This window comes from Pseudorhodoferax soli, from assembly GCF_003337555.1.
Taxonomy (GTDB): domain Bacteria; phylum Pseudomonadota; class Gammaproteobacteria; order Burkholderiales; family Burkholderiaceae_C; genus Pseudorhodoferax; species Pseudorhodoferax soli.
In genome coordinates this window covers 35,973-55,402 of record NZ_QPJK01000009.1, presented here as the reverse complement: position 1 = coordinate 55,402, position 19,430 = coordinate 35,973, and the positions used below count along the sequence as shown (strand labels likewise).

The following is a 19,430-nucleotide window of genomic DNA, read 5'->3' as shown; positions in this document are numbered from 1 at the left end:
CGAGGGGGCGCTTTTCATCTTGGGGCGGCCCGGCAATGAAAAAGCCACCGGGCTCGCACCCGGTGGCTTGTCTGCAGTCTCGCGCGCGGATCAGTCGGCGTACACGCCGGCCGCCTTGATGACCGGGCCGAAGCGCGCCACCTCGGCCTGCACGAACTTCTTGTGCTCGGCCGGCTCGACGCGCTTGTCGCTTGTCACCACCGCGCCCAGGCCTTCCTGCTTCTTGATGAAGTCGGCATCCTTGAGTGCCGCCTTCATCGCCGTGTTGAGCTTGGTCAGCACCGCGGCCGGCGTGCCCTTGGGCGCGTACAGGCCGTGCCAGATCGTGACCTGGAAGTTCTTCATGCCGGACTCGTCCAGCGTCGGCAGGTCCTTCAGCGCGGGTGTGGACAGGCGCTTGGCCGTCGTCACGGCGTAGGCCTTGACCTTCTTGGCCTCGATCTGCGAGGTGGTGTTGGTGGTCTGGTCGCACAGCAGGTCGATCTGGCCACCGAGCAGGTCGGCGATGGCCGGTGCCGTGCCCTTGTACGGCACGGTGGTCATCTCGGCCTTGAGTTCGCTCTGGAACATCAGGCCGCACAGGTGCGAGGCCGAGCCGATGCCGGCGTTGCCCAGGTTCACCTTGCCGGCGTTCTGGCCGATCCAGGTGCGCAGCTCGGCGAAGTTGTTGGCTGCAAGGCCCGGCTTGCCGATCAGCGTCATGGGCACGTCGTTGACGATGCCCAGGTACTCGAAGTCGGTCTCGTAGTTGTAGGACAGCTTGCGGTACAGCACCGGCGTGGTGGCCATGCCCACGTGGGTCAGCAGCAAGGTGTAGCCATCGTTCTTGGCGCGCGCGACCTTCGTGGTGCCGATGGTGCTGCCGGCGCCGCCCAGGTTCTCGATCACGATGGGGTTGCTGTTCATCTGCCGCTGCATCGCCTCGGCCAGATCGCGCGCCACACGGTCGGTGGGGCCGCCAGCAGCGAAGGGCACCACGATGGTGATGGGCTTGCCGCCCGGGAAATCCTGGGCCTGTGCACCCATCGCGGCAACCGCCAGCGCAGCAGCCGTCAACAGCTTGTTCATCTTGACTCCTCTACAACCGAAGTGAAATACGGCGCGGATGGTAGCCCCCCAGAAGCTGTAGGGAAATTCAGACAAGCCCCAGTGTGGGCCGCTCGCGCTAGCGGTAGCTGCGCTGGTCGTCGATGAGCTTGCCGTCGTCGGGCAGGCTGCCGGCCGCGCACCACTGCACCTCGCCGCGCAGCTTGGTCAGTTCGCGGATGGCCTCGGCCACGCGCGCGCGCAAGTCCTCGTCGGGGGCGGCGCACTCCGCGCGCAGCGCCATCGCATCGCTGGCCATCTCGCCGCTGACCACCAGCCGCACGCGGCCCAGCGCTGGAAAGCGCCGCACGATTTCCTGCACCTGGCTGGGGTGCACGAACATGCCGCGCACCTTGGTGGTCTGGTCGGCACGGCCCATCCAGCCCCTGATGCGCGTGTTGGTGCGGCCCGTCGGGCACGGGCCCGGCAGCACGGCAGAGAGGTCGCCCGTGCCGAAGCGGATCAGCGGGTAGTCGGCGTCGAAGCTGGTCACCACCACCTCGCCGACCTCGCCTTCGGCCAGCGGCATGCCATCGGGCCCGACGATCTCCACGATGACCTGCTCGTCCAGCACGAGGCCCTCGCGTGCCGGCGTCTCGTAGGCGATCAGGCCGATGTCGGCCGTGGCGTAGCACTGGTAGGCCGCGATGCCCTGGGCCTGGAACCAGTCGCGCAGCGAGGGAGGGCACGCTTCGCCGCTGACCAGGGCCTTGGAGATGGAAAGCGGCCGGCCCGCGGCCTTCTCCAGCGCGATCTTCAGGAAGCTCGGCGTGCCGCAGTAGCCGTGCGGGCGCAGGTCGGCCATGGCCTGCAGTTGCATCTCGGTGTTGCCCACGCCGCCCGGGAACACCGTGCAGCCCAGTGCCAGCGCGCCTGCTTCCATCATCGCGCCGGCCGGCGTGAGGTGGTAGCTGAAGCTGTTGTGCACGAGTTCGCCCTCGCGAAAGCCCGCTGCGTACATGGCGCGCGACATGCGCCAGCTGTCTTCGTCCGCGCCCTGCGGCTCGTAGAGCGGGCCGGGCGACTGGAACACGCGCTTGGCGCGCCGCGCCAGGTGCAGGCCGCTCCAGCCGCTGGCGGCGAAGCCGCCGAACGGGTCGCCGCCGGCCGCGCGCGCCGCCTGCTGGCGCGCCAGCAGGTCGTGCTTGCGCAGCACAGGCAGGCCGGCCAGCGCAGCACGGCTGTCGACGGCGGCGGCGTCCACCTGCGCCAGCCGTTCGGCCTGCGCCGGGCTGTGCGCCTTGGCATGGGCCAGGAGGCCGGGCAGGGCTGCCATCAGCGCGGCTTCGCGCTCGGCGGGGTCGCGCGTCTCGCGCGCATCGAGGGTGGCGGCATTCATGCTGCGGTCGATCTCGGATGGGTTCAGGCGAGCCAGCGCTTGCGTCGCTTGTAGCTCTTGACGTCACGGAAGCTCTTGCGGCCTTCGCCACCGGTGCCGAGGTAGAACTCCTTGACGTCCTCGTTCTCGCGCAGCGCACTGGCCGCGCCGTCCATGACCACGCGGCCGCTCTCCAGGATGTAGCCGAAGTCCGCGTAGCGCAGCGCCATGTTGGTGTTCTGCTCGGCGAGCAGGAAGGTCACGCCTTCCTTGGTGTTGAGGTCCTTCACGATCTCGAACACCTCCTCGACGATCTGCGGCGCCAGGCCCATGGAGGGCTCGTCGAGCAGCACCATCTTCGGGTTGGCCATCAACGCGCGGCCGATGGCGCACATCTGCTGCTCGCCGCCCGAGGTGTAGGCCGCCTGGCTGGTGCGCCGGGTCTTCAGGCGCGGGAAGTAGGCGTAGACCTTCTCCAGCGTCTGCTCCACCGCGGCGCGGCCGTCCTTGCGCGTGTAGGCCCCGGTCATGAGGTTCTCCTCGATGGTCAGGTGGGCGAAGCAGTGCCGGCCCTCCATGACCTGGATCACCCCGCGGTCCACGAGCTCGGCCGGTGTCAGGTTCTCGATGCGCTCGCCGCGCAGCGCGATCGACCCCTTGGTCACCGCGCCGCGCTCGGCGTGCAGCAGGTTGGAGACCGCCCGCAAGGTGGTGGTCTTGCCGGCCCCGTTGGCACCCAGCAGGGCCACGATGCTGCCCTCGTCCACGCGCAGCGAGACGCCCTTCAACACCAGGATCACGTGGTTGTAGATGACCTCGATGCCGTTGACATCGAGGAACTCGCGGCGCTCGGCCGAGGGCTGGACGGTCATGGCGTTACGAGCAGCTGCGCGGGGTGATCTTCTTGTCGGCGGCGTACTTGGCCGACAGCTCCTTGACCAGCGGATCGATCAGGCTCTTGTCGGCCTGGTACCAGTCGGAGGTGATGTTCCACTTGGCGCCGTCCCACTGCACGATGCGCGCCCAGTCGCTGCCCATGTGGTTGCTGCACGAGGTCTTGACCGGCCGCATGATCTCGCCGAAGCCCAGCGCCTTGAGCTTGTCGGCCGTGAGGTCCAGGTTCTCCATGCCCCACTTGACCTGCTCGGCCGTCATCACCTTGCCCTTGCCGAACTTCTCCTGCGCGGCGCGGATGGCCTCGACCTGCAGCATCGAGATCATCATGCCGCGCGTGTGCGCCAGCGAGCCCACCTCGCCGCCGCCGGCCGTGCCCTGGTTCTTGTCGTAGACGAACTTCTTCAGGTCGTCGTGGACCTTGTCCTTGGCCGCGCTGTTGTGGATGGTGATGGCGTTGTAGCCCTTGGCGCCGGCGCCGATGTCCTTCACGTCGTGGTCGGAGCCGGCCCACCAGATCGCGTAGATCTTCTCGCGAGCATAGCCGGTGGCCTGGGCCTCGCGCACGGCGGCGGGCGTCATCACGCCGGCCGACCACAGCAGCACGTAGTCGGGCTTTTGCTGGCGGATCTGCAGCCAGGTGCTCTTTTGCTCCACGCCGGGGGGCGTGACCGGGAACAGCGAGAGTTCGAAGCCTTCCTTGGCGGCGCGCTTTTGCAGCAGCAGGATGGGTTCCTTGCCGTAGGGCGAGTCGTGGTAGACCAGCGCGATCTTCTTGCCCTTGAGGCTGCCCTTTTCCTTCTTGAGGATGTCCTGCACGATGGAGTCGGCAGCCGTCCAGTAGGAGCCCAGCAGCGGGAAGTTCCATTCGAACACCGTGCCGTCGGCCGATTGCGACAGGCCATAGCCCATCGTCACGACGACCTTCTTGTCGGCGAAGGCCTTGTCGGTCACGGCGAAGGTGATGCCGGTCGATTGCGTGTCGAAGCCGGCCGCGCCGCGGTCCTTCAGGCGCTCGTAGCACTCCACGCCCTTGGCGGCGTCGTAGGCCGTCTCGCACTCCTCGAACGTGAGCTTGACGCCGTTCACGCCGCCATCGCGCGCGTTGATGAGCTTCAGGTAGTCCTGCTTGCCATCGGCCCACGGGATGCCCAGCGGCGCGAACTGGCCGGTGCGGTAGACCAGCAACGGCACGAACTGATCGGCCTGGGCGTGGGCACCCGGCGCGGCCAGCATGGACAGGCAGGCCGCGGCAACGGCAGCGAGGGATTTCAGTTTCATGGTTGTCTCCTGGGGTGGGTGGGAAAGCTTGGACAGAGGTCAGTGAGGAAAGGGCCACAGGCGCAGCTTCTCGCGCGCCGTGAGCCACAGGCGCGCCAGGCCGTGCGGCTCGACGATCAGGAAGAACACGATCAGCGCGCCGAAGATCATGTGCTCCAGGTGCGAGGCCGTGGCCGTGGACAGCGGCAGGCCCAGCCAGTGCGGCACGTAGTTGAGCAACAGCGGCAGCAGCACCATGAAGGCGGCGCCGAAGAAGGCGCCCGAGATGGAGCCCAGGCCGCCGATGATGACCATGAACAAGAGCTGGAACGAGCGGTCGATGCTGAACGCCGCCGGCTCCCAGGAGCCCAGGTGCACGAAGGCCCACAGCGCCCCGGCGACGCCGACGATGAAGGAACTCACGGCGAAGGCCGACAGCTTGGCGTAGACCGGGCGGATGCCGATCACGGCGGCGGCCACGTCCATGTCGCGGATCGCCATCCACTGCCGGCCGATGGCGCCGCGCACCAGGTTCTTGGCCAGCAGCGCGAACACGCAGACGATGGCCAGGCACAGCAGGTACTTCTGCGCCGGCGTCTCGACCGCCACGCCGAAGAACGACAGCCCGCCCACGCTGACCGAGCCCGAGGGCGAGTCGTTGGTGACCCACTTCACGCGGTTGGTGAACCAGTCGGTGAAGAACTGCGCCGCCAGTGTCGCCACCGCCAGGTACAGCCCGCGGATGCGCAGGCTCGGGATGCCGAACAGCACGCCGAACACCGTGGCCGCGAGCCCGCCGCCGATCAGCGAGAGCAGCAGAGGCAGGTCGAAGCGCACCTGCAGGTTGAACGCCGCATAGGCGCCGATGGCCATGAAGGCACCCGTGCCCAGCGAGATCTGGCCGCAGTAGCCGACCAGGATGTTCAGGCCCAGCGCGGCCAACGCCAGGATCAGGAACGGGATCAGCACGGCGCGGAAGAAGTAGTCGCTGGCCAGCATGGGCACGGCGACGAAGGCCACCGCCAGCAGCACATAGAGGGCGATGCGGTCCTGCAGGACCGGGAAGATCTGCAGGTCGCTGCGGTAGGTCTGCTTGAACTGGCCGTTTTCTCTGTAGAGCATGTCTTAGACCCGGTCGATGATCTTGTCGCCGAACAGCCCTTGCGGCCGCACCAGCAGGAAACCCAGGGCCAGCACGTAGGCGAACCAGTTCTCGATGCCACCGCCCAGCATGGGGCCGATGTAGATCTCCGAGAGCTTTTCGCCCGCGCCGATGATGAGCCCGCCGACGATGGCGCCCGGCACCGAGGTGAGCCCGCCCAGGATCACCACCGGCAGCGCCTTCAGCGCCACCAGCGAGATCGAGAACTGCACGCCGAGCTTGGAGCCCCAGATGATGCCGGCCACCAGCGCCACGATGCCGCCGATGGTCCAGACGATCACCCAGATGCGCGACAGCGGGATGCCGATGGACTGCGCCGCCTGGTGGTCGTCGGCCACGGCGCGCAGCGCCCGGCCGGTCGGCGTCTTCTGGAAGAACAGCGTGAGGCAGATCACGAGCAAGGCAGAAATCAGCGCCGCGTACAGGTCTTCCTTGCTGAGCAGCAGGCCACCCTCGAAGGTGCCTTCCAGCACCATCATCGGGTCCTTGGGCATGCCCACGTCGATCTTGTAGGTCGCGCTGCCGAACAGCAGCTGGCCGGCGCCATCGATGAAGTAGGCGATGCCCAGCGTGGCCATCAAGAGCGCGATCGGCTCCTGGCCGACCAGTTGGCGCAGCGCCAGCCGCTCGATGAGCCAGGCCAGCACGGCCATCACGGCGATCGCCGCGATGAGCGCCAGCACGTTGGCCAGCAGCAGGCTTTCGAACCCCAGCAGCTTGGGCAGCCACTCGGAGAAGCGCGCCATGGCCAGCGCCGCGAACAGCACCATCGCGCCCTGCGCGAAGTTGAAGACACCCGAGGCCTTGAAGATGAGCACGAAGCCCAGCGCCACGAGCGCGTAGAGCATGCCGGCCATGAGGCCGCCGAACAGTGTTTCGAGGAAGAATCCCATGGCTTGTCTCTAGTGCGTGGTGCCGAGGTAGGCGCGGATCACGTCTTCGTTGCCACGCACGGCGTCCGGCGTGCCATCGCCGATCTTCTTGCCGTAGTCGAGCACGACCACGCGGTCGGAGATGTCCATCACCACGCCCATGTCGTGCTCGATCAGCACGACGGTGGTGCCGAACTCGTCGTTCACGTCGAGGATGAAGCGGCACATGTCCTGCTTCTCCTCGACGTTCATGCCGGCCATGGGCTCGTCGAGCAGCAGCACCTGCGGCTCCATGGCCAGCGCCCGGCCCAGGTCCACGCGCTTTTGCAGGCCGTAGGGCAGGCGGCCCACGGGCGTCTTGCGGAAGGGCTGGATTTCCAGGAAGTCGATGATGCGTTCGACCTTCTCGCGGTGCGCGATCTCCTCGCGCTCGGCCGGGCCCCAGCGCAGCGCCTGCAGGAAGATGTTGGTCTTCATGCGCAGGTTGCGGCCGGTCATGATGTTGTCCAGCACGCTCATGCCCTTGAACAGGGCCAGGTTCTGGAAGGTGCGGGCCACGCCCATCTCGGCCACCTGGCGCGAGTTCATGTGCTTGAAGGTCTCGCCGCGGAAGGTGATCGCGCCTTCCTGCGGCGCGTAGACGCCGTTGATGCAGTTGAGCATGGAGCTCTTGCCGGCGCCGTTGGGGCCGATGATGGCGCGGATCTCGTGCTCGCGCACATCGAAGCTGATGTCGGTCAGCGCCTTCACGCCGCCGAAGCGCAGGCTGATGTTGCGCACCTCCAGGATCACCTCGCCGATCTTGCGACCGGTGGGGGTGGGCGAGGTCAGGGCAGTGGTTTCTGTCATGGTGGAGGCGTTCATCACGCGGCCTTCTGCACGGGCGCAAAGGTCTTCGCGTCGCCGATGCGCAGTGTGGCGCTGATGCTGCCGGTGCGGCCGTCCTCGAACTTGACCTGCGTCTCGATGTATTGCTCGGTCTTGCCGCCGTAGAGTGCGGCGATCAGCACGGCGTACTTCTCGGCGATGAAGCCGCGGCGGACCTTGTTGGTGCGCGTGAGTTCGTTGTCGTCGGCATCGAGTTCCTTGTGCAGCACGAGGAAGCGGCTGGCCTGGCTGCCGGCCAGCATGGCGTCCTGCGCGAGATCGGCGTTGACCTTCTCCACGCACTCGCGCATGAGTTCGTAGACCTCGGGCTTTTGCGCCAGGTCGGTGTACCCGGCATAGGGCAGGTTGCGGCGCTCTGCCCAGTTGCCCACGGCCTCGAAGTCGATGTTGAGCATCACGGCGACGCTGGCGCGGCCGTCGCCATAGGCCACGGCCTCCTTGATGTAGGGGAAGAACTTGAGCTTGTTCTCCACGTACTTGGGCGCGAACATCGCGCCGTCGTTGGCGCCGCCGGCGATGCGGCCCACGTCCTTCACGCGGTCGATGATCTTGAGCTGGCCGCTCGCGTCGAGGAAGCCGGCGTCGCTGGTGTGGTACCAGCCGTCGGCCGTCAGCACTTCGTCCGTGGCCTTCTGGTTCTTGTAGTAGCCCTTGAGCAGGCCGGCCGAGCGCACCAGGATCTCGCCGTTCTCGGCCACCTTGATCTCCACGCCCTCGATCGGCACGCCCACGGTGTCGGCCCGCACCGCGTGGTCGGGCTGCAGGCAGACGAACACAGCGGTCTCGGTCGAGCCGTAGAGCTGCTTCAGGTTGATGCCGATGGCACGGTAGAAGGTGAACAGGTCCGGGCCGATGGCTTCGCCGGCGGTGTAGGCCACCCGCACGCGCGAAAAGCCCAGCGTGTTGCGCAGCGGGCCGTAGACGCACAGGTTGCCAAGCGCGTAGAGCAGGCGGTCGGAGAGCGAGAGCGGCTTGCCGTCCATGCGCGCCGGACCGACGCGGCGGGCCACGTCCATGAAGCGGTGGAACATCGTGCGCTTGATGCGGCCGGCGTCCTCCATGCGGATCATCACGCTGGTGAGCAAGCCCTCGAACACGCGCGGCGGCGCGAAGTAGTAGGTCGGGCCGATTTCTTTGAGGTCGATCGTGACCGTGGCCGCCGACTCGGGGCAGTTCACCACGTAGCCGCAGGCCAGCCACTGCGAGTAGCTGAAGATGTTCTGGCCGATCCAGGCCGGCGGCAGGTAGGCCAGCACGTCCTCGTCGGCCGTGAGCTTGTCGAAATCGGCGCCGGCCTTGGCGCGGTTGAGCAGGCTGCGGTGGGTGTGGACCACGCCCTTGGGGTTGCCCGTGGTGCCCGAGGTGAAGAACATGGCACCCACGTCGTCGGGCCGGCCCTCGGCCACCCGGGCCTTGAAGAAGCCGCTGTCCTGCGCGGCGCGGGCCTTGCCCAGCTCCAGCAGTTCCGCCAGGCCTGCCAGGCCGCTGTCGCTGTAGTTGCGCAGGCCGCGCGGGTCGTCGTACCAGATCTGCGTGAGCGCCGGGTACTGGCTGCGCACCTCCAGCATCTTGTCGACCTGCTCCTGGTCTTCCACCACGCACATGCGCACTTCGGCATTCGACATGGGGAACACGCACTCGGCGGCCACGGCGTCCTGGTACAGCGGCACCGGGATCGCCCCCAGCGCCTGCGCGGCCAGCATGCAGGCGTACAGCCGCGGCCGGTTGGCGCCCACCACCGCAAGGTGCTCGCCACGCTGCAGGCCGGCCAGATGCAGCCCACAGGCGGCGTGCTCGACCATGGTGGCGAGGTCGCGCCAGGTCAGCGTCTGCCAGATGCCGAACTCCTTCTCGCGCATGGCAGGAGCGCCCGGCCGTTCGGCGGCATGCTTGAGCAGCAGTTGGGGAAAGGTGGTGTCCATGACGCTCCTAAGTTCGGCTCCGGCAGGCGCAGCCATGCAGAAGTGGCCGCATCGTAGGCGGGACTTTGACGCCACGATGTCGGCTCAACGACAATTTAAGGGTGACCCCTCCCCAGGACTTACCCGAAGCCTCGCCGCTGCACCTGCGCCGGCGCCCACCCACGGTACGCGAACTCGATGCCATTCCGTGGCTGGCCGAACTCACGCCACCCGAGCGTGCCGGCGTGCTGCCCGAGATCACGGCCGTCAATGCACGGCCTGGCGACCATGTCTGCCGCATCGGCCGGCCCGTGACCTACTGGTTCGGCGTGATCGAAGGCCTGCTCAAGATGAGTTCGGAGACCGCGCTGGGCCAGACCATGACCTTCGCCGGCCTGCCCTCCGGCGGCTGGTTCGGCGAGGGCACGGCCTTGAAGCGCGAGCCCTACCGCTACAACGTGCAGGCGCTGCGCGCCAGCGTGGTGGCCGGCATCCCGGTGGACAGCTTCCACTGGCTGCTGGACCACTCGATCGGCTTCAACCGCTTCGTCATGAACCAGCTCAACGAGCGGTTGGGCCAGTTCATCGCAGCGCGCGAGATCGACCGCCTGGCCGACCCGGATGTGCGCGTGGCACGCAACCTGGCCGCGCTGTTCAACCCCGTGCTCTACCCCGGCGTGGGCCAGGTGCTGCGCATCACCCAGCAGGAACTGGCCTACCTCGTCGGCCTGTCACGCCAGCGCGTGAACGAGGCCCTGGCCACATTGCAGAAGGATGGGCTGATCCGCACCGAATATGGCGGCCTGCGCGTTCTGGACCTGGAGCGCCTGCGCACCGAGGTGCCCGGAAGCGCCGCTGTCACCTGAAACCGCAGGTGTATCGTTATGTGGTCTCCGAACCACTCTGCGCCTCGCACGGGCCCCCCATGAAACAGCTTCTTCTGATCCTCGGCGCCGCCCTGGCGCTGGCCGCCGGCAATGCGATGGCGCAGGCGGCCGGCTACGTGAAGACCGCCAGCGGCCAGGCCAGCATCGTCTCGTCCGGCAAGACCATGCCAGCCCGGGCGGGCATGGCGCTCGCGGTGGGCGATGTGGTGCGCACCGGCGCGGACGGCAGCCTGGGCATCACGCTCAAGGACAACACCATGCTGTCCTTCGGCCCCTCGACCACCTTCACGCTGGAGGACTTCCTCTTTGCGCCGGCCGAGGGCGGCCTGCAGCTGGGTGGCAGCATCGGGGCCGGCAGCCTGCAATACGTGTCGGGCGCCATCGCCAGGCTCAAGCCAGAGGCCGTCAGGATCAAGACGCCGACCGGCATCATCGGCGTACGCGGCACGCGCTTCGTGGCGGTGGTGCAGCCATGAGGCGGCGCGTCTCTGCCCTGCTCGCCGCCCTGCTGCTGGCCGGCTGCGCCACGCCGCCGGCACCTCCGCGGGCCTATGTCGCGCTGCTGGAGAACGCCGACGGCAGCACCGGCCGCGTGGTCTACAGCAGCCCCGCCGGCGCCGCCGAACTGAAGGCGCCGCGCCAGGCCGTGGCGCTGGATGGCCCGGCCACGGTGTTCACCGTGAGCCCCGAGCAGCTGCAGCGCGACGCGGGCGCCGCCATGGCGGCCCAGCCACGCCCACCACGCGTGTTCGTGCTGTATTTCGACGTGGGCAATGCACAGATCACAGCGGCCTCCCAGGCGCTGCTGGCCGACATCCTTGCCGACGTGAAGAGCCGCCCGACCGCCGACCTGTCCATCATCGGCCACACCGACACCGTGGGCAGCGCCGAGCAGAACGCAGCGCTCGCGCTGCGCCGCGCCGAGCAGGTCGGCCAGCTGCTCAAGGAAGCCATCGCCGCGGCCCAGCATGTGGACATCACCTCGCACGGCGAGACCAACCTGCTGGTGTCCACGCCGGACGAGACCGCCGAGCCGCGCAACCGGCGCGTCGAGGTCACGGTCCGCTGATCACTTGCCGTCGAGCACGATGAGGTCGCCGCGCCCGCCGCTGCGCAGGCGCTCCAGGTGCATGCGCACCAGTGCATCGTCCGGCTGCTGCAGGGCCAGCGCCTCGAACAGCGCCAGCACCTCTGGCGCGCCATCCTCCAACGCCGCATAGGCTTGCGCATAGGCCGCCAGCGCGGCTGGGTCCACCGGGCCCGCCAGGCCATCGTGCAGCGGCTGGAACACCCGCAGCGGCTGGCTCTTGCCCTTGGGCAGCAGCCGCGCCACCGGGCGCACCTGCGCCCCGGTGCAGCCCGCCAGCGTGGCCTCGGACACGCACACGCGGGTGCCCAGGTACTTGTTGGCGCCTTCGAGCCGTGAGGCGGTGTTCACCGCATCGCCCAGGGCGCGGTAATCGAACATGGTGCGGCCGCCGAAGTTGCCGATGATCACTTCGCCGCTGTGCACGCCGATGCGCGTATGCCCCAGCGGCCGCCCCTTCGCATAGACATGGGCGAAGCGCTGCATTTCCAGCGCGCAATCGTAGGCACGCTGGCGGTGGTCGCTCTGGTCCAGCGGGGCCGAGAACATGATGGCCAGCGCGTCGCCGATGATGCGGTCCAGCGTGCCCTGGTGGTGGAACACGATGGCGATCATGCCGTCCAGGTAGCCGTTGAGCAGGCCCACGGCATCGGCGGGGTCGATGCGTTCCATGAGCCCCGTGAAGCCAGCCAGGTCGGTGAAGATGAAGCTGCATTCGCGCCGCTCGCCCGACAGGGCGAGCTGCTCGGGGTGCCGCACGATGTGCGAGACGAGATTGGGCGAGACATAGCGCGAGAACGCACGTGCCAGCCAGCGCCTGCGCTGCTCGCTGGCGTGGTAGCGCACCAGGCTGGGCACGAGGAAGGCGGCCAGCACACCGAGCGCCGGTGTCAGCGGGTCGACCAGGAGGCGCTGGGCCGAAAAGGCCCACCAGCCCAGGCCGGCAAACAGGCCGAGCACGGCCAGCAGCGCCGCCGCCGACGGCAGCGGCCCATGCCGCAACGCCAGCGCGCCGACCAGCAGCCCCCCCAGCAGCAGCGCCAGCGCCTCCAGGGCCTCCATCTCGGCCGGCCGCTGCAGCGGCGTGCCGGACAGCATCTGCTCCAGCGCCTGCGCATGCACCTCCACGCCGGGCACCACGCCGCCCAACGGCGTGAAACGCAGGTCCTGCAGGCCCTGGGCCGAGCTGCCTACCAGCAGCAGGCGGCCACGCAGGGCCTGCCCATCGACCTGGCCCTGCAGCAGCTGCCAGGCCGGGATGCGGCGCGCCGGGTCGCCCTGGCGGAAGTGCAGCCAGAGTTCGCCGTCGGCCGTGACGGGCAGTGCCCGGCGGCCCACCCGCAGCTCGCGCAGGCCGCCGGTCGGGCCCCCGTCGGCGCGCAGCAGGATGTTGTGCTGGCCCTCAGCGACGCGCAGCATCTCCACCGACAGCGAGGGCAGCAGCCGCTCGCCCGTGCGCAGCACCAGCGGCACGCGGCGCAGCACGCCGTCGCCATCGGGCAGGAACGACAGCGCACCGAGCCCGGCCGCCGCCTGCGCCAGCAGCGGCAGCGGCGCCACCACGCTGCCGCCCCGCGGCACGTAGGCCAGGGCCGGTGCGCCCAGCTGCACGTAGCGTGCGCGCTCGGGCAGGTCGGCCGCGGCGCCATCGGGCCGCATGGAAAAGCCCAGCACCGCCGGCGCACCGGCCAGGCTGGCAGCGAAGCGTGCATCCGGATCGGGCAGCGCCAGCACCGCGGCACGCGCGGCGGCCGGCAACGCGGCCAGCTGCGGCAGGGCCCGCGGCGCGCTGCGGTCGGGCTCGGCGAACACGGCGTCGAAACCGACCACGGCGGCCCCGCCTGCGCGGGCGCGGTCGAGCAGCTCGGCCATGCGCGTGCGGGGCCAGGGCCACTGCCCCAAGCGCGCCAGGCTCTCCTCGTCCACGTCGATGATGCGCACGCCCATGTCCTGCCCGACGCGCGGCTGCCAGCGCTGGTACTGGTCGAAGACCGCATGGCGCATGGCGCGCAGCCAGGCCGGATCGGCCAGCACCACGGCCAGGGCCAGGGCCAGCGTCGCACCCAGCACGGACAGCTGGCCGACCACCCGCCAGCGACGGTTCATGCGCTGGCGCCTGCCAGCAGGCCGCGGATGCAGTCCAGCAGCACGGCGCGCTGGAACGGCTTGGTCACGACCGCGCTGGCGCCGGCCTGCAGCGCGCGCGCGTGGTCCTCGGCGTCCGCGCGCGCGGTCAGCAGCAGCACCGGCAGCTTCCCGTAGCGGGCATCGGCGCGCAGCATGCGCAGCAGCGCCTCGCCGTCGAGCTCGGGCATCATCGCGTCGGTCAGCAGCAGGTCGGGCGTGTGCTCCTGCAGCGCGGCCAGCGCTGCGCGCCCGTCCGCGACGACCCGTACGCGGTAGCCCTCCAGCCGCAGCAGGCGCTGCAGGTTGGCGCGGATCTCCGGTTCGTCCTCGGCCACCAGGACGCTGGCGCCGGCCGTTGCCGCCCCACTCACAGCAGCACCCGGAAACAACAGCCCTGCCCGGCCTCGCTCAGCACCTCGATGCTGCCGCCGTGGGCCTCCACCGCCTTCTTCGCGATCGCCAGGCCGAGGCCGGTGCCCGGAATCGCGCCCACGTTGCTGGCGCGGTGGAAGGTCTCGAACAGGTGCGCCTGCTCGCCCAGCGGGATGCCGATGCCGTGGTCGCTGACCTCGAACACGCGCCGCGCCGCCTGGTCGTGCACCCGCAGGCGCACCTGGCCGCCCTGCGGCGAGTACTTGACGGCGTTGGACAGCAGGTTGCCCAGCACGTGGCGCAGCAGCCGTTCGTCGAACTGGCCCTCGGGGCTCGCGCAGCGGTACTCGACGACGATGTCGGCCGCGCGCTCGGGGTACTGGCTGCGCACTTCCTCGGCGCAGTGGCGGCACAGCGCGGCCAGGTCCAGTGGCTGCGGCCGGCAATCCAGCATCTGGGCGTCGGCCCGGCCGATCAGCAGCATGCGGTCGAGCATGCCGGTCATGCGCTGCACGCCGGAGACGATGCCCTGCAGCACCTCCTGCTGCTCGCCGACTTCCATGCGTTCGCCGTAGTGCGCGATGAGCTCGGCCGAGGACAGGATGGTGGCCAGCGGGGTGCGGAACTCATGGCTGGTCATGGCCACGAAGCGCGAGCGCAGCACATTGAGTTCCTGCTGGCGCACGAGCGCGGCGCGGATGTCGTCCTCGGCGCGCTTGCGGTCGGTGATGTCCAGGAAGGTCCAGATGGCGCCAGCCTCCGGGTTCTTGCCGAAGACGCAGCGCCCGGCCAGTTGCACCCAGATGCGCTCGCCGTTCTTGCGCACCATCTGGCGCTCGCTGGTGTAGTGGCCGTCGCGGCGCAGGTGCTCGGCCGTCAACGCGCCCTCGCGCTGGTAGCTCTCCTCGTCCGGGTACAGCATGCGCGATGGCTGGCCGCTCAGCTCCTCGCGGCTGTAGCCCATGATCTCGAGGAACTTGTCGTTGACCCAGCGGATGTGCCGGTTCACGTTGAAGGCGATGCCCACCAGCACGCTGGCGAAGATGGCCTCGCGCTCGGACAGGGTGCGCTGCAGCGCCACCTCGAGCTCCTTGCGCTCGGTCACGTCCATGACGGTCCAGACCGTGCCGCGCGTGGCATCGCTGGAGCTGACGGCCGTGCCCGTGACGGAGGCCCAGAACAGCGCGCCATCGCGCCGGCGCAACTGCAGCTCGGCCTCGTAGGGCTGTTGTGCGGCCATGCGGGCGTCGATCGCGGCGCTGGAGCGGACATGGTCGTCGGGCGTGGGAAACAGGGACTCGAACGCCACCTCGCCCCAGTTGGGCGCGCTGCGCAGCGCCCGGTCGGTGCGGAAGATGCGGCCCATGGCCCGGTTGGCCCAGCGCAGCTGGCGGTCCTGCGTCAGAAAGGCGATGCCCACGCGCGAGTTCTCCAGGATGGTCTCGCGCTCGGCCAGCGTCTCGCGCAGCCGCGCCTCCAGCGCCTTGCGCCGGCTCACGTCGGAGAAAAATCCGAGCGAGGCGCTCTTGCCCTCCCAGGGCACCTGGGTCACGCCGATCTCGATCCATGTGGTGCTGCCGTCCGCATGCCGCAGGCGCAGCTCGTAGCGGTCGGGCACGGGCTCGCCGGACACGCGCTGGCGCTGGCGTTCGGCGACCATCGCGCGGTCTTCCGGGTGCACGGCGTTGACGATGCTCTGGCCCAGCAATTCGCGGCGCGTCCTGCGCGCGATCTGCAGCGCGCGTTCGTTGAGGAAGACGAAGCGGTCGTCCTGCACCACGACCATGCCCTCGCCCACATGCTCGACGACGGCGCGGTAGCGCTCCTCGGAGCGGTGCAGCGCCTCCAGCATCATCTTGCGGTCGGTGATGTCGGTGAAGAAGGTCAGCGTGGCGCGCTGGCCCGACCACGGCACGATGGTGGTGCCCATCTCGATCCAGCGCTGCACGCCGTCGCTGTCCAGCAGCCGCACCTCGTAGCGGCTTTCCACCGGTTCGCCGGCCAGCCGGCGCCGGCGCCGGTCCACCACCATGGCGCGGTCGTCGGGGTGCAGCAGCTGCAGGTAGCCGCGCTGGTCGAGCTCGGCGTGCGTCATGCGCAGGATCTCCAGCGCGCGCAGGTTCACGAACACCGGCTTGTCGGTCTCGATCACGACCATCGTGCCCTCGCCCGCATGCTCGACCACGGCCCGCATGCGCTGCTCGGACACGCGGATCTCCTCCGTCATGGCCTTGTGCTCGGTGATGTCGGTGAAGAAGATCAGCGCCGCCGGCGCGCCGCCCCAGGGCACCACCGCCACGCCGATGGCGATCCAGCGCACCACGCCACCGGGCAGCAGCAGGCGCAGCTCGTAGTGGTCGGGCGGGCTGCCGCCGGCCAGGCGCTGGCGCTGGCGCTCCAGCACCAGGGCCTGGTCGTCCGGGTGCACGCGGGTGAGAAAGCCGATCTGCTGCATCTGCGCCAGCGGCATGTCGACGATCTGCGCAGCGCGCGGGTTGGCGTAGACCACCTTCTCGTCCTGGACCACGACCATGCCCTCGCTGAGGTGCTCGAGCACGGCGCGAAAGCGCTCCTCCGAGGCCAGCAGTGCCGCGCGCGTGGCCTTGGCCTCGGTGATGTCGGAGAAGAACACCATGGTTGCGGGCTCGCCGCCCCAGGGCACGACGGTGGCATGCACGTCCAGCCAGCGCAGCTCGCCGCCCGGCAGCAGGCGGCGCAGCTCGTAGCGGTGCGCCGCCTTGTCGCCGCGCTGGCGCGCCTGCTGGCGCACGGCAGCCAGGCCGCGGTCGTCCGGGTGCAGCCACTGCAGGTAGTCGGCGCCCTCCACATCGGCGGCCTGCAACCGCATGACGGCCAGGGCGCGCGCATTCCAGAACGCCACGCGGCCATGCTGGATCACGGCCATGCCCTGCCCCAGGTGCTCCACCAGCGCGCGGTAGCGCGTCTCGGACTGGCGCAGCGCGCGCTGGGTGGACTGGCGCTCGGACACATCGCGCAGGAAGAGCCCCGCCATGCCCTCGCCTGGCAGCGCGAACACCGACAGCTCCAGCGTGATGGCCCAGCCGTCGCGGCGCAGCACGTCGAGTTCGAGCAGCCCATCCAGGCCGCGCATTTCACCCGAGCGCAGGTAGGCCTGCAGGCCGCTGGCATGCAGCTCGTCGGCATGCAGGGGCACCAGCAGTGCGGCCAATGGCTGGCCCAGGGCCTCGCTGCGCGGCCAGCCGAGCAGGCGCTCGGCGGCGGGATTGCACTCGACCACGCGGCCTGCCGCATCGCTGGCGAGCACGCCATCGCGCGCATGCGCGATGAGCTGCGCTGCGAAGCCGGTGGCGGCGGATGGGGCGGCGGAATCGGCGCGCATGGTGGGCACAAAGCCGTTCTGGGGCGGGCCAGCATAGCGCATGCCGCGCCTACAATCCGCCCGGTCCCATCCCCGTCAAGGAGAGCCGCACATGGAGCCGCTGGACAGCGCCAACCGGCCGCGGCTGCTGGTGGTCGACGACGAAGCCGCGCTGCGCGACGTGCTCGCGCGGTACTTCGTCCACAACAACTTCGACGTGCGCACGGCGGCCGATGCGGGCCAGGCGCGCGCCTTGGTCGCCGCAGCGGTGCCTGACCTGGTGCTGGTGGACGTGAACATGCCCGGCGAAAGCGGCCTGTCCCTGGCGCGCTGGCTGCGCGAGACCCATCCGCGCGTGGGCCTGGTCATGCTGACCGGCGCGGCCGATGCGGTGGACCGCATCGTCGGCCTGGAAGTCGGTGCCGACGACTACGTGACCAAACCCTTCGAGACGCGCGAGTTGCTGGCGCGGCTGCGCAACCTGCTGCGCCGGCTTGCGCCCGGCCCCGCGGCGGCACCGGCACCTCACCCGCGGCGCGCGCGCTTCGGCCTGTGCGAACTCGACCTCGATGCGCGCCGGCTGCTGCGCTGCGACGATGGCAGCGAGGTGGCGGTGTCGGCCACCGAGTTCGACCTGCTGGCCCTGTTCGCACGGCATCCGAACCGGCCGCTCAACCGCGACCAGATCATGAGCCACGGCCACAACCGCAGCTGGGACGCGCTCGACCGCTCGATCGACCTGCGCGTGATGCGGCTGCGCCGCAAGATCGAGCCGAACCCGGACAAGCCCCGCGTGCTCAAGACCGTGCGCAGTGTGGGCTACATGTACGTGCCCGATGGCGAGTGATCAGGGCCGGTCCCGCGGCACCACGCGGGTGTCCAGCGCGGCCGGCACGTAGTCCGGCACGAAGGTGCAACCCGCGCCGAACTGCGCCTCCATGCCAGGACACTGCTGCGCGATCTCCACCGCGGTCGGCTTGCTGCCGGTGTCCACCCAGCGCAGCAGCGCCGCCAGCAGCGTCGGGTAGGTCGGGTCGCTGATGTAGCTGTGCGTGCCCTCGCGCGTGAAGGTCTGCACCAGGCGCCCGCCGCTCCCGCCGCTGTCCATGACGCCCTTGAAGTAGGCGTCGAGCTCGACGAAGGCGGTCGGATCGCTGATCCACTTGGTGCTCAGCACCGGCACCGGGATGCGGCCGGTGGGGTCGGTATCGGCCGCGAAGCGCTGCACGGCCTGCGGATCGGCGCGGTAGCGCAACACGCCGGCGTTGAGCGCGGCATCGTCGGCCGAGCCGCTGTAGACCGCGCCCGTGTTGCCGAACGGGCTGGCGCCGCCGGTGCGCCTGGACACCACATCCTGGAAGTGGAAGGTGCCCCAGTTCAGGTGCGCCTGGATCGCGCTGGCCGGGATGCGGACCACCCGCGTGATGGTGTCCACCTTGGCCTGCTGCTCGGGCGTGCGCTGCGCGGCCGGCAGGTTCAGGCCCAGGCATTCGGCCGTGCGCGCGTTGAGGTCGGACTGCGCCATCGTCACGCCGGCCGGCAGCCCGATGTTGAGCGGGTAGGGCGTCTCGCCGGGCCGCGGGTGGTTGTTGCACAGGTACTGGTAGACCACGCGCAGGTCGGTGCGAAAGTCGTAGGAGCGCGTGCCGCCAGCCAGCACACCGCTGGTCAGCAGCACCGCGTCGTAGGGCTGGCTGCCCACGGTCTCGGCCGTGAACATCTCGGCCGCCTTGGCCGCCACGCCTGCCCCCCAGGACTGGCCGTGCAGGATGGTGCGCTGCGGCCGCGCCACATGCGCACGGAAGATGCGGCGCAGGCGTTCCGTGTCCTCGGCCGCGGCGCGCACCTCGACCCCGCCCCGCCGGAAGGTCGAGCCGGCCCAGGCATAGCCGGCCTTGACCATGATGGCCCAGCGCGTGAGGTCTTCGGTGGCGCGCTCCATGGTGGGCGCATCCAGGCTGGGGCCGCCGTGCGCGTGCAGCACGAGGTGGCCGTTCCAGTCCTGCGGCATGGCGATCAGGTAGTGGGCGCCGGCCGAGTCCTGGCCCTGCAGGCAGCGCGCCGTGGCCGGCACGGCGGAAGGGCAGGTGGCGGCCTGCGGAGCCGCCTCCTGCGGCGCGTCGTCGCCGCCGCACGCGCCCAGCAGCAGGGCACTGGCCAGCAGGACGCCCAGGCGGCCGATCGGGGGAAGGGTCAAGGCGGGCAATGGCATGGTGTCTCCAATATGTTGTCGAAA

16 protein-coding genes are annotated in these 19,430 nt (G+C 69.7%); 4 read left to right on the top strand and 12 right to left on the bottom strand.

Annotated features, from left to right (window positions below):
* Positions 1-90 precede the first annotated feature (90 nt).
* The 8 genes from DES41_RS27660 to DES41_RS27625 form a co-directional block, all read right to left on the bottom strand.
* Positions 91-1,068, bottom strand: a complete 978-nt coding sequence (locus DES41_RS27660; protein WP_114470845.1) for a tripartite tricarboxylate transporter substrate-binding protein — start codon at positions 1,066-1,068, stop codon at positions 91-93.
* Positions 1,069-1,165: 97 nt separating this feature from the next.
* Positions 1,166-2,425 carry a phenylacetate--CoA ligase family protein gene (locus tag DES41_RS27655; protein WP_114470844.1) on the bottom strand — a complete coding sequence of 420 codons (1,260 nt, stop codon included), beginning with the start codon at positions 2,423-2,425 and terminating at the stop codon, positions 1,166-1,168.
* A gap of 23 nt (positions 2,426-2,448) precedes the next feature.
* Positions 2,449-3,276, bottom strand: coding sequence for an ABC transporter ATP-binding protein (locus DES41_RS27650; RefSeq protein WP_114470843.1), 828 nt, complete (start codon positions 3,274-3,276; stop codon positions 2,449-2,451).
* 4 nt (positions 3,277-3,280) lie between these two features.
* Positions 3,281-4,579, bottom strand: a complete 1,299-nt coding sequence (locus DES41_RS27645; RefSeq protein WP_114470842.1) for an ABC transporter substrate-binding protein — start codon at positions 4,577-4,579, stop codon at positions 3,281-3,283.
* 39 nt (positions 4,580-4,618) lie between these two features.
* Complete coding sequence (locus DES41_RS27640) at positions 4,619-5,680, bottom strand: branched-chain amino acid ABC transporter permease (protein ID WP_114470841.1); 1,062 nt, start codon at positions 5,678-5,680, stop codon at positions 4,619-4,621.
* 3 nt (positions 5,681-5,683) lie between these two features.
* On the bottom strand, positions 5,684-6,613 hold the full coding sequence (locus DES41_RS27635) for a branched-chain amino acid ABC transporter permease (RefSeq protein WP_114470840.1): 930 nt from the start codon (positions 6,611-6,613) through the stop codon (positions 5,684-5,686).
* A 9-nt stretch (positions 6,614-6,622) separates the two neighbouring features.
* A complete protein-coding gene (locus DES41_RS27630) occupies positions 6,623-7,456 on the bottom strand; it encodes an ABC transporter ATP-binding protein (protein ID WP_114470839.1) in 834 nt (277 codons plus the stop codon).
* Positions 7,456-9,402, bottom strand: a complete 1,947-nt coding sequence (locus DES41_RS27625; protein ID WP_114470838.1) for an AMP-binding protein — start codon at positions 9,400-9,402, stop codon at positions 7,456-7,458. Before DES41_RS27625 ends, DES41_RS27630 begins: the two co-directional genes overlap by 1 nt.
* Before the next feature lie 101 nt (positions 9,403-9,503).
* Here DES41_RS27625 and DES41_RS27620 point away from each other — a divergent pair, with 101 nt between their 5' ends.
* The 3 genes from DES41_RS27620 to DES41_RS27610 are packed head-to-tail and all read left to right on the top strand — an operon-like array spanning position 9,504 to position 11,337.
* On the top strand, positions 9,504-10,247 hold the full coding sequence (locus DES41_RS27620; protein WP_114470837.1) for a Crp/Fnr family transcriptional regulator: 744 nt from the start codon (positions 9,504-9,506) through the stop codon (positions 10,245-10,247).
* A 59-nt stretch (positions 10,248-10,306) separates the two neighbouring features.
* Positions 10,307-10,744: a FecR family protein gene (locus tag DES41_RS27615; RefSeq protein ID WP_114470836.1), complete on the top strand. Its 438-nt coding sequence runs from the start codon at positions 10,307-10,309 to the stop codon at positions 10,742-10,744.
* A complete protein-coding gene (locus tag DES41_RS27610; RefSeq protein ID WP_114470835.1) occupies positions 10,741-11,337 on the top strand; it encodes an OmpA family protein in 597 nt (198 codons plus the stop codon). Before DES41_RS27615 ends, DES41_RS27610 begins: the two co-directional genes overlap by 4 nt.
* Here DES41_RS27610 and DES41_RS27605 read toward each other — a convergent pair whose 3' ends face one another.
* From DES41_RS27605 to DES41_RS27595, 3 genes are read right to left on the bottom strand one after another with little or no spacing between them, the layout of a single operon-like run.
* Positions 11,338-13,461: a CHASE2 domain-containing protein gene (locus tag DES41_RS27605; RefSeq protein WP_114470834.1), complete on the bottom strand. Its 2,124-nt coding sequence runs from the start codon at positions 13,459-13,461 to the stop codon at positions 11,338-11,340.
* On the bottom strand, positions 13,458-13,853 hold the full coding sequence (locus DES41_RS27600; RefSeq protein ID WP_170168305.1) for a response regulator: 396 nt from the start codon (positions 13,851-13,853) through the stop codon (positions 13,458-13,460). Before DES41_RS27600 ends, DES41_RS27605 begins: the two co-directional genes overlap by 4 nt.
* Positions 13,850-17,215 (bottom strand): PAS domain S-box protein, encoded by a 3,366-nt coding sequence (locus tag DES41_RS27595; protein ID WP_170168304.1) that lies wholly within the window; start codon positions 17,213-17,215, stop codon positions 13,850-13,852. Before DES41_RS27595 ends, DES41_RS27600 begins: the two co-directional genes overlap by 4 nt.
* 91 nt (positions 17,216-17,306) lie before the next feature.
* Between DES41_RS27595 and DES41_RS27590 the strand changes: the two genes are divergently transcribed.
* Entirely contained in the window at positions 17,307-18,041 is a 735-nt protein-coding gene (locus DES41_RS27590) for a response regulator (protein WP_114470832.1), read from the top strand.
* On the opposite strand, the gene DES41_RS27585 is transcribed toward DES41_RS27590, so the two are convergent.
* The gene (locus tag DES41_RS27585; protein ID WP_114470831.1) at positions 18,042-19,406 is read right to left on the bottom strand and encodes a hypothetical protein; all 1,365 of its coding nucleotides are present in this window, start codon (positions 19,404-19,406) and stop codon (positions 18,042-18,044) included. It lies immediately after the preceding gene.
* Positions 19,407-19,430 lie beyond the last annotated feature (24 nt).

Coding starts and splice junctions, on each gene's coding strand:
- DES41_RS27660 (WP_114470845.1), bottom strand. CDS start 1,068: ATGAACAAGCTGTTGACGGCTGCTGCGCTGGCGGTTGCCGCGATGGGT.
- DES41_RS27655 (WP_114470844.1), bottom strand. CDS start 2,425: ATGAATGCCGCCACCCTCGATGCGCGCGAGACGCGCGACCCCGCCGAG.
- DES41_RS27650 (WP_114470843.1), bottom strand. CDS start 3,276: ATGACCGTCCAGCCCTCGGCCGAGCGCCGCGAGTTCCTCGATGTCAAC.
- DES41_RS27645 (WP_114470842.1), bottom strand. CDS start 4,579: ATGAAACTGAAATCCCTCGCTGCCGTTGCCGCGGCCTGCCTGTCCATG.
- DES41_RS27640 (WP_114470841.1), bottom strand. CDS start 5,680: ATGCTCTACAGAGAAAACGGCCAGTTCAAGCAGACCTACCGCAGCGAC.
- DES41_RS27635 (WP_114470840.1), bottom strand. CDS start 6,613: ATGGGATTCTTCCTCGAAACACTGTTCGGCGGCCTCATGGCCGGCATG.
- DES41_RS27630 (WP_114470839.1), bottom strand. CDS start 7,456: ATGAACGCCTCCACCATGACAGAAACCACTGCCCTGACCTCGCCCACC.
- DES41_RS27625 (WP_114470838.1), bottom strand. CDS start 9,402: ATGGACACCACCTTTCCCCAACTGCTGCTCAAGCATGCCGCCGAACGG.
- DES41_RS27615 (WP_114470836.1), top strand. CDS start 10,307: ATGAAACAGCTTCTTCTGATCCTCGGCGCCGCCCTGGCGCTGGCCGCC.
- DES41_RS27610 (WP_114470835.1), top strand. CDS start 10,741: ATGAGGCGGCGCGTCTCTGCCCTGCTCGCCGCCCTGCTGCTGGCCGGC.
- DES41_RS27605 (WP_114470834.1), bottom strand. CDS start 13,461: ATGAACCGTCGCTGGCGGGTGGTCGGCCAGCTGTCCGTGCTGGGTGCG.
- DES41_RS27595 (WP_170168304.1), bottom strand. CDS start 17,215: ATGCGCGCCGATTCCGCCGCCCCATCCGCCGCCACCGGCTTCGCAGCG.
- DES41_RS27590 (WP_114470832.1), top strand. CDS start 17,307: ATGGAGCCGCTGGACAGCGCCAACCGGCCGCGGCTGCTGGTGGTCGAC.
- DES41_RS27585 (WP_114470831.1), bottom strand. CDS start 19,406: ATGCCATTGCCCGCCTTGACCCTTCCCCCGATCGGCCGCCTGGGCGTC.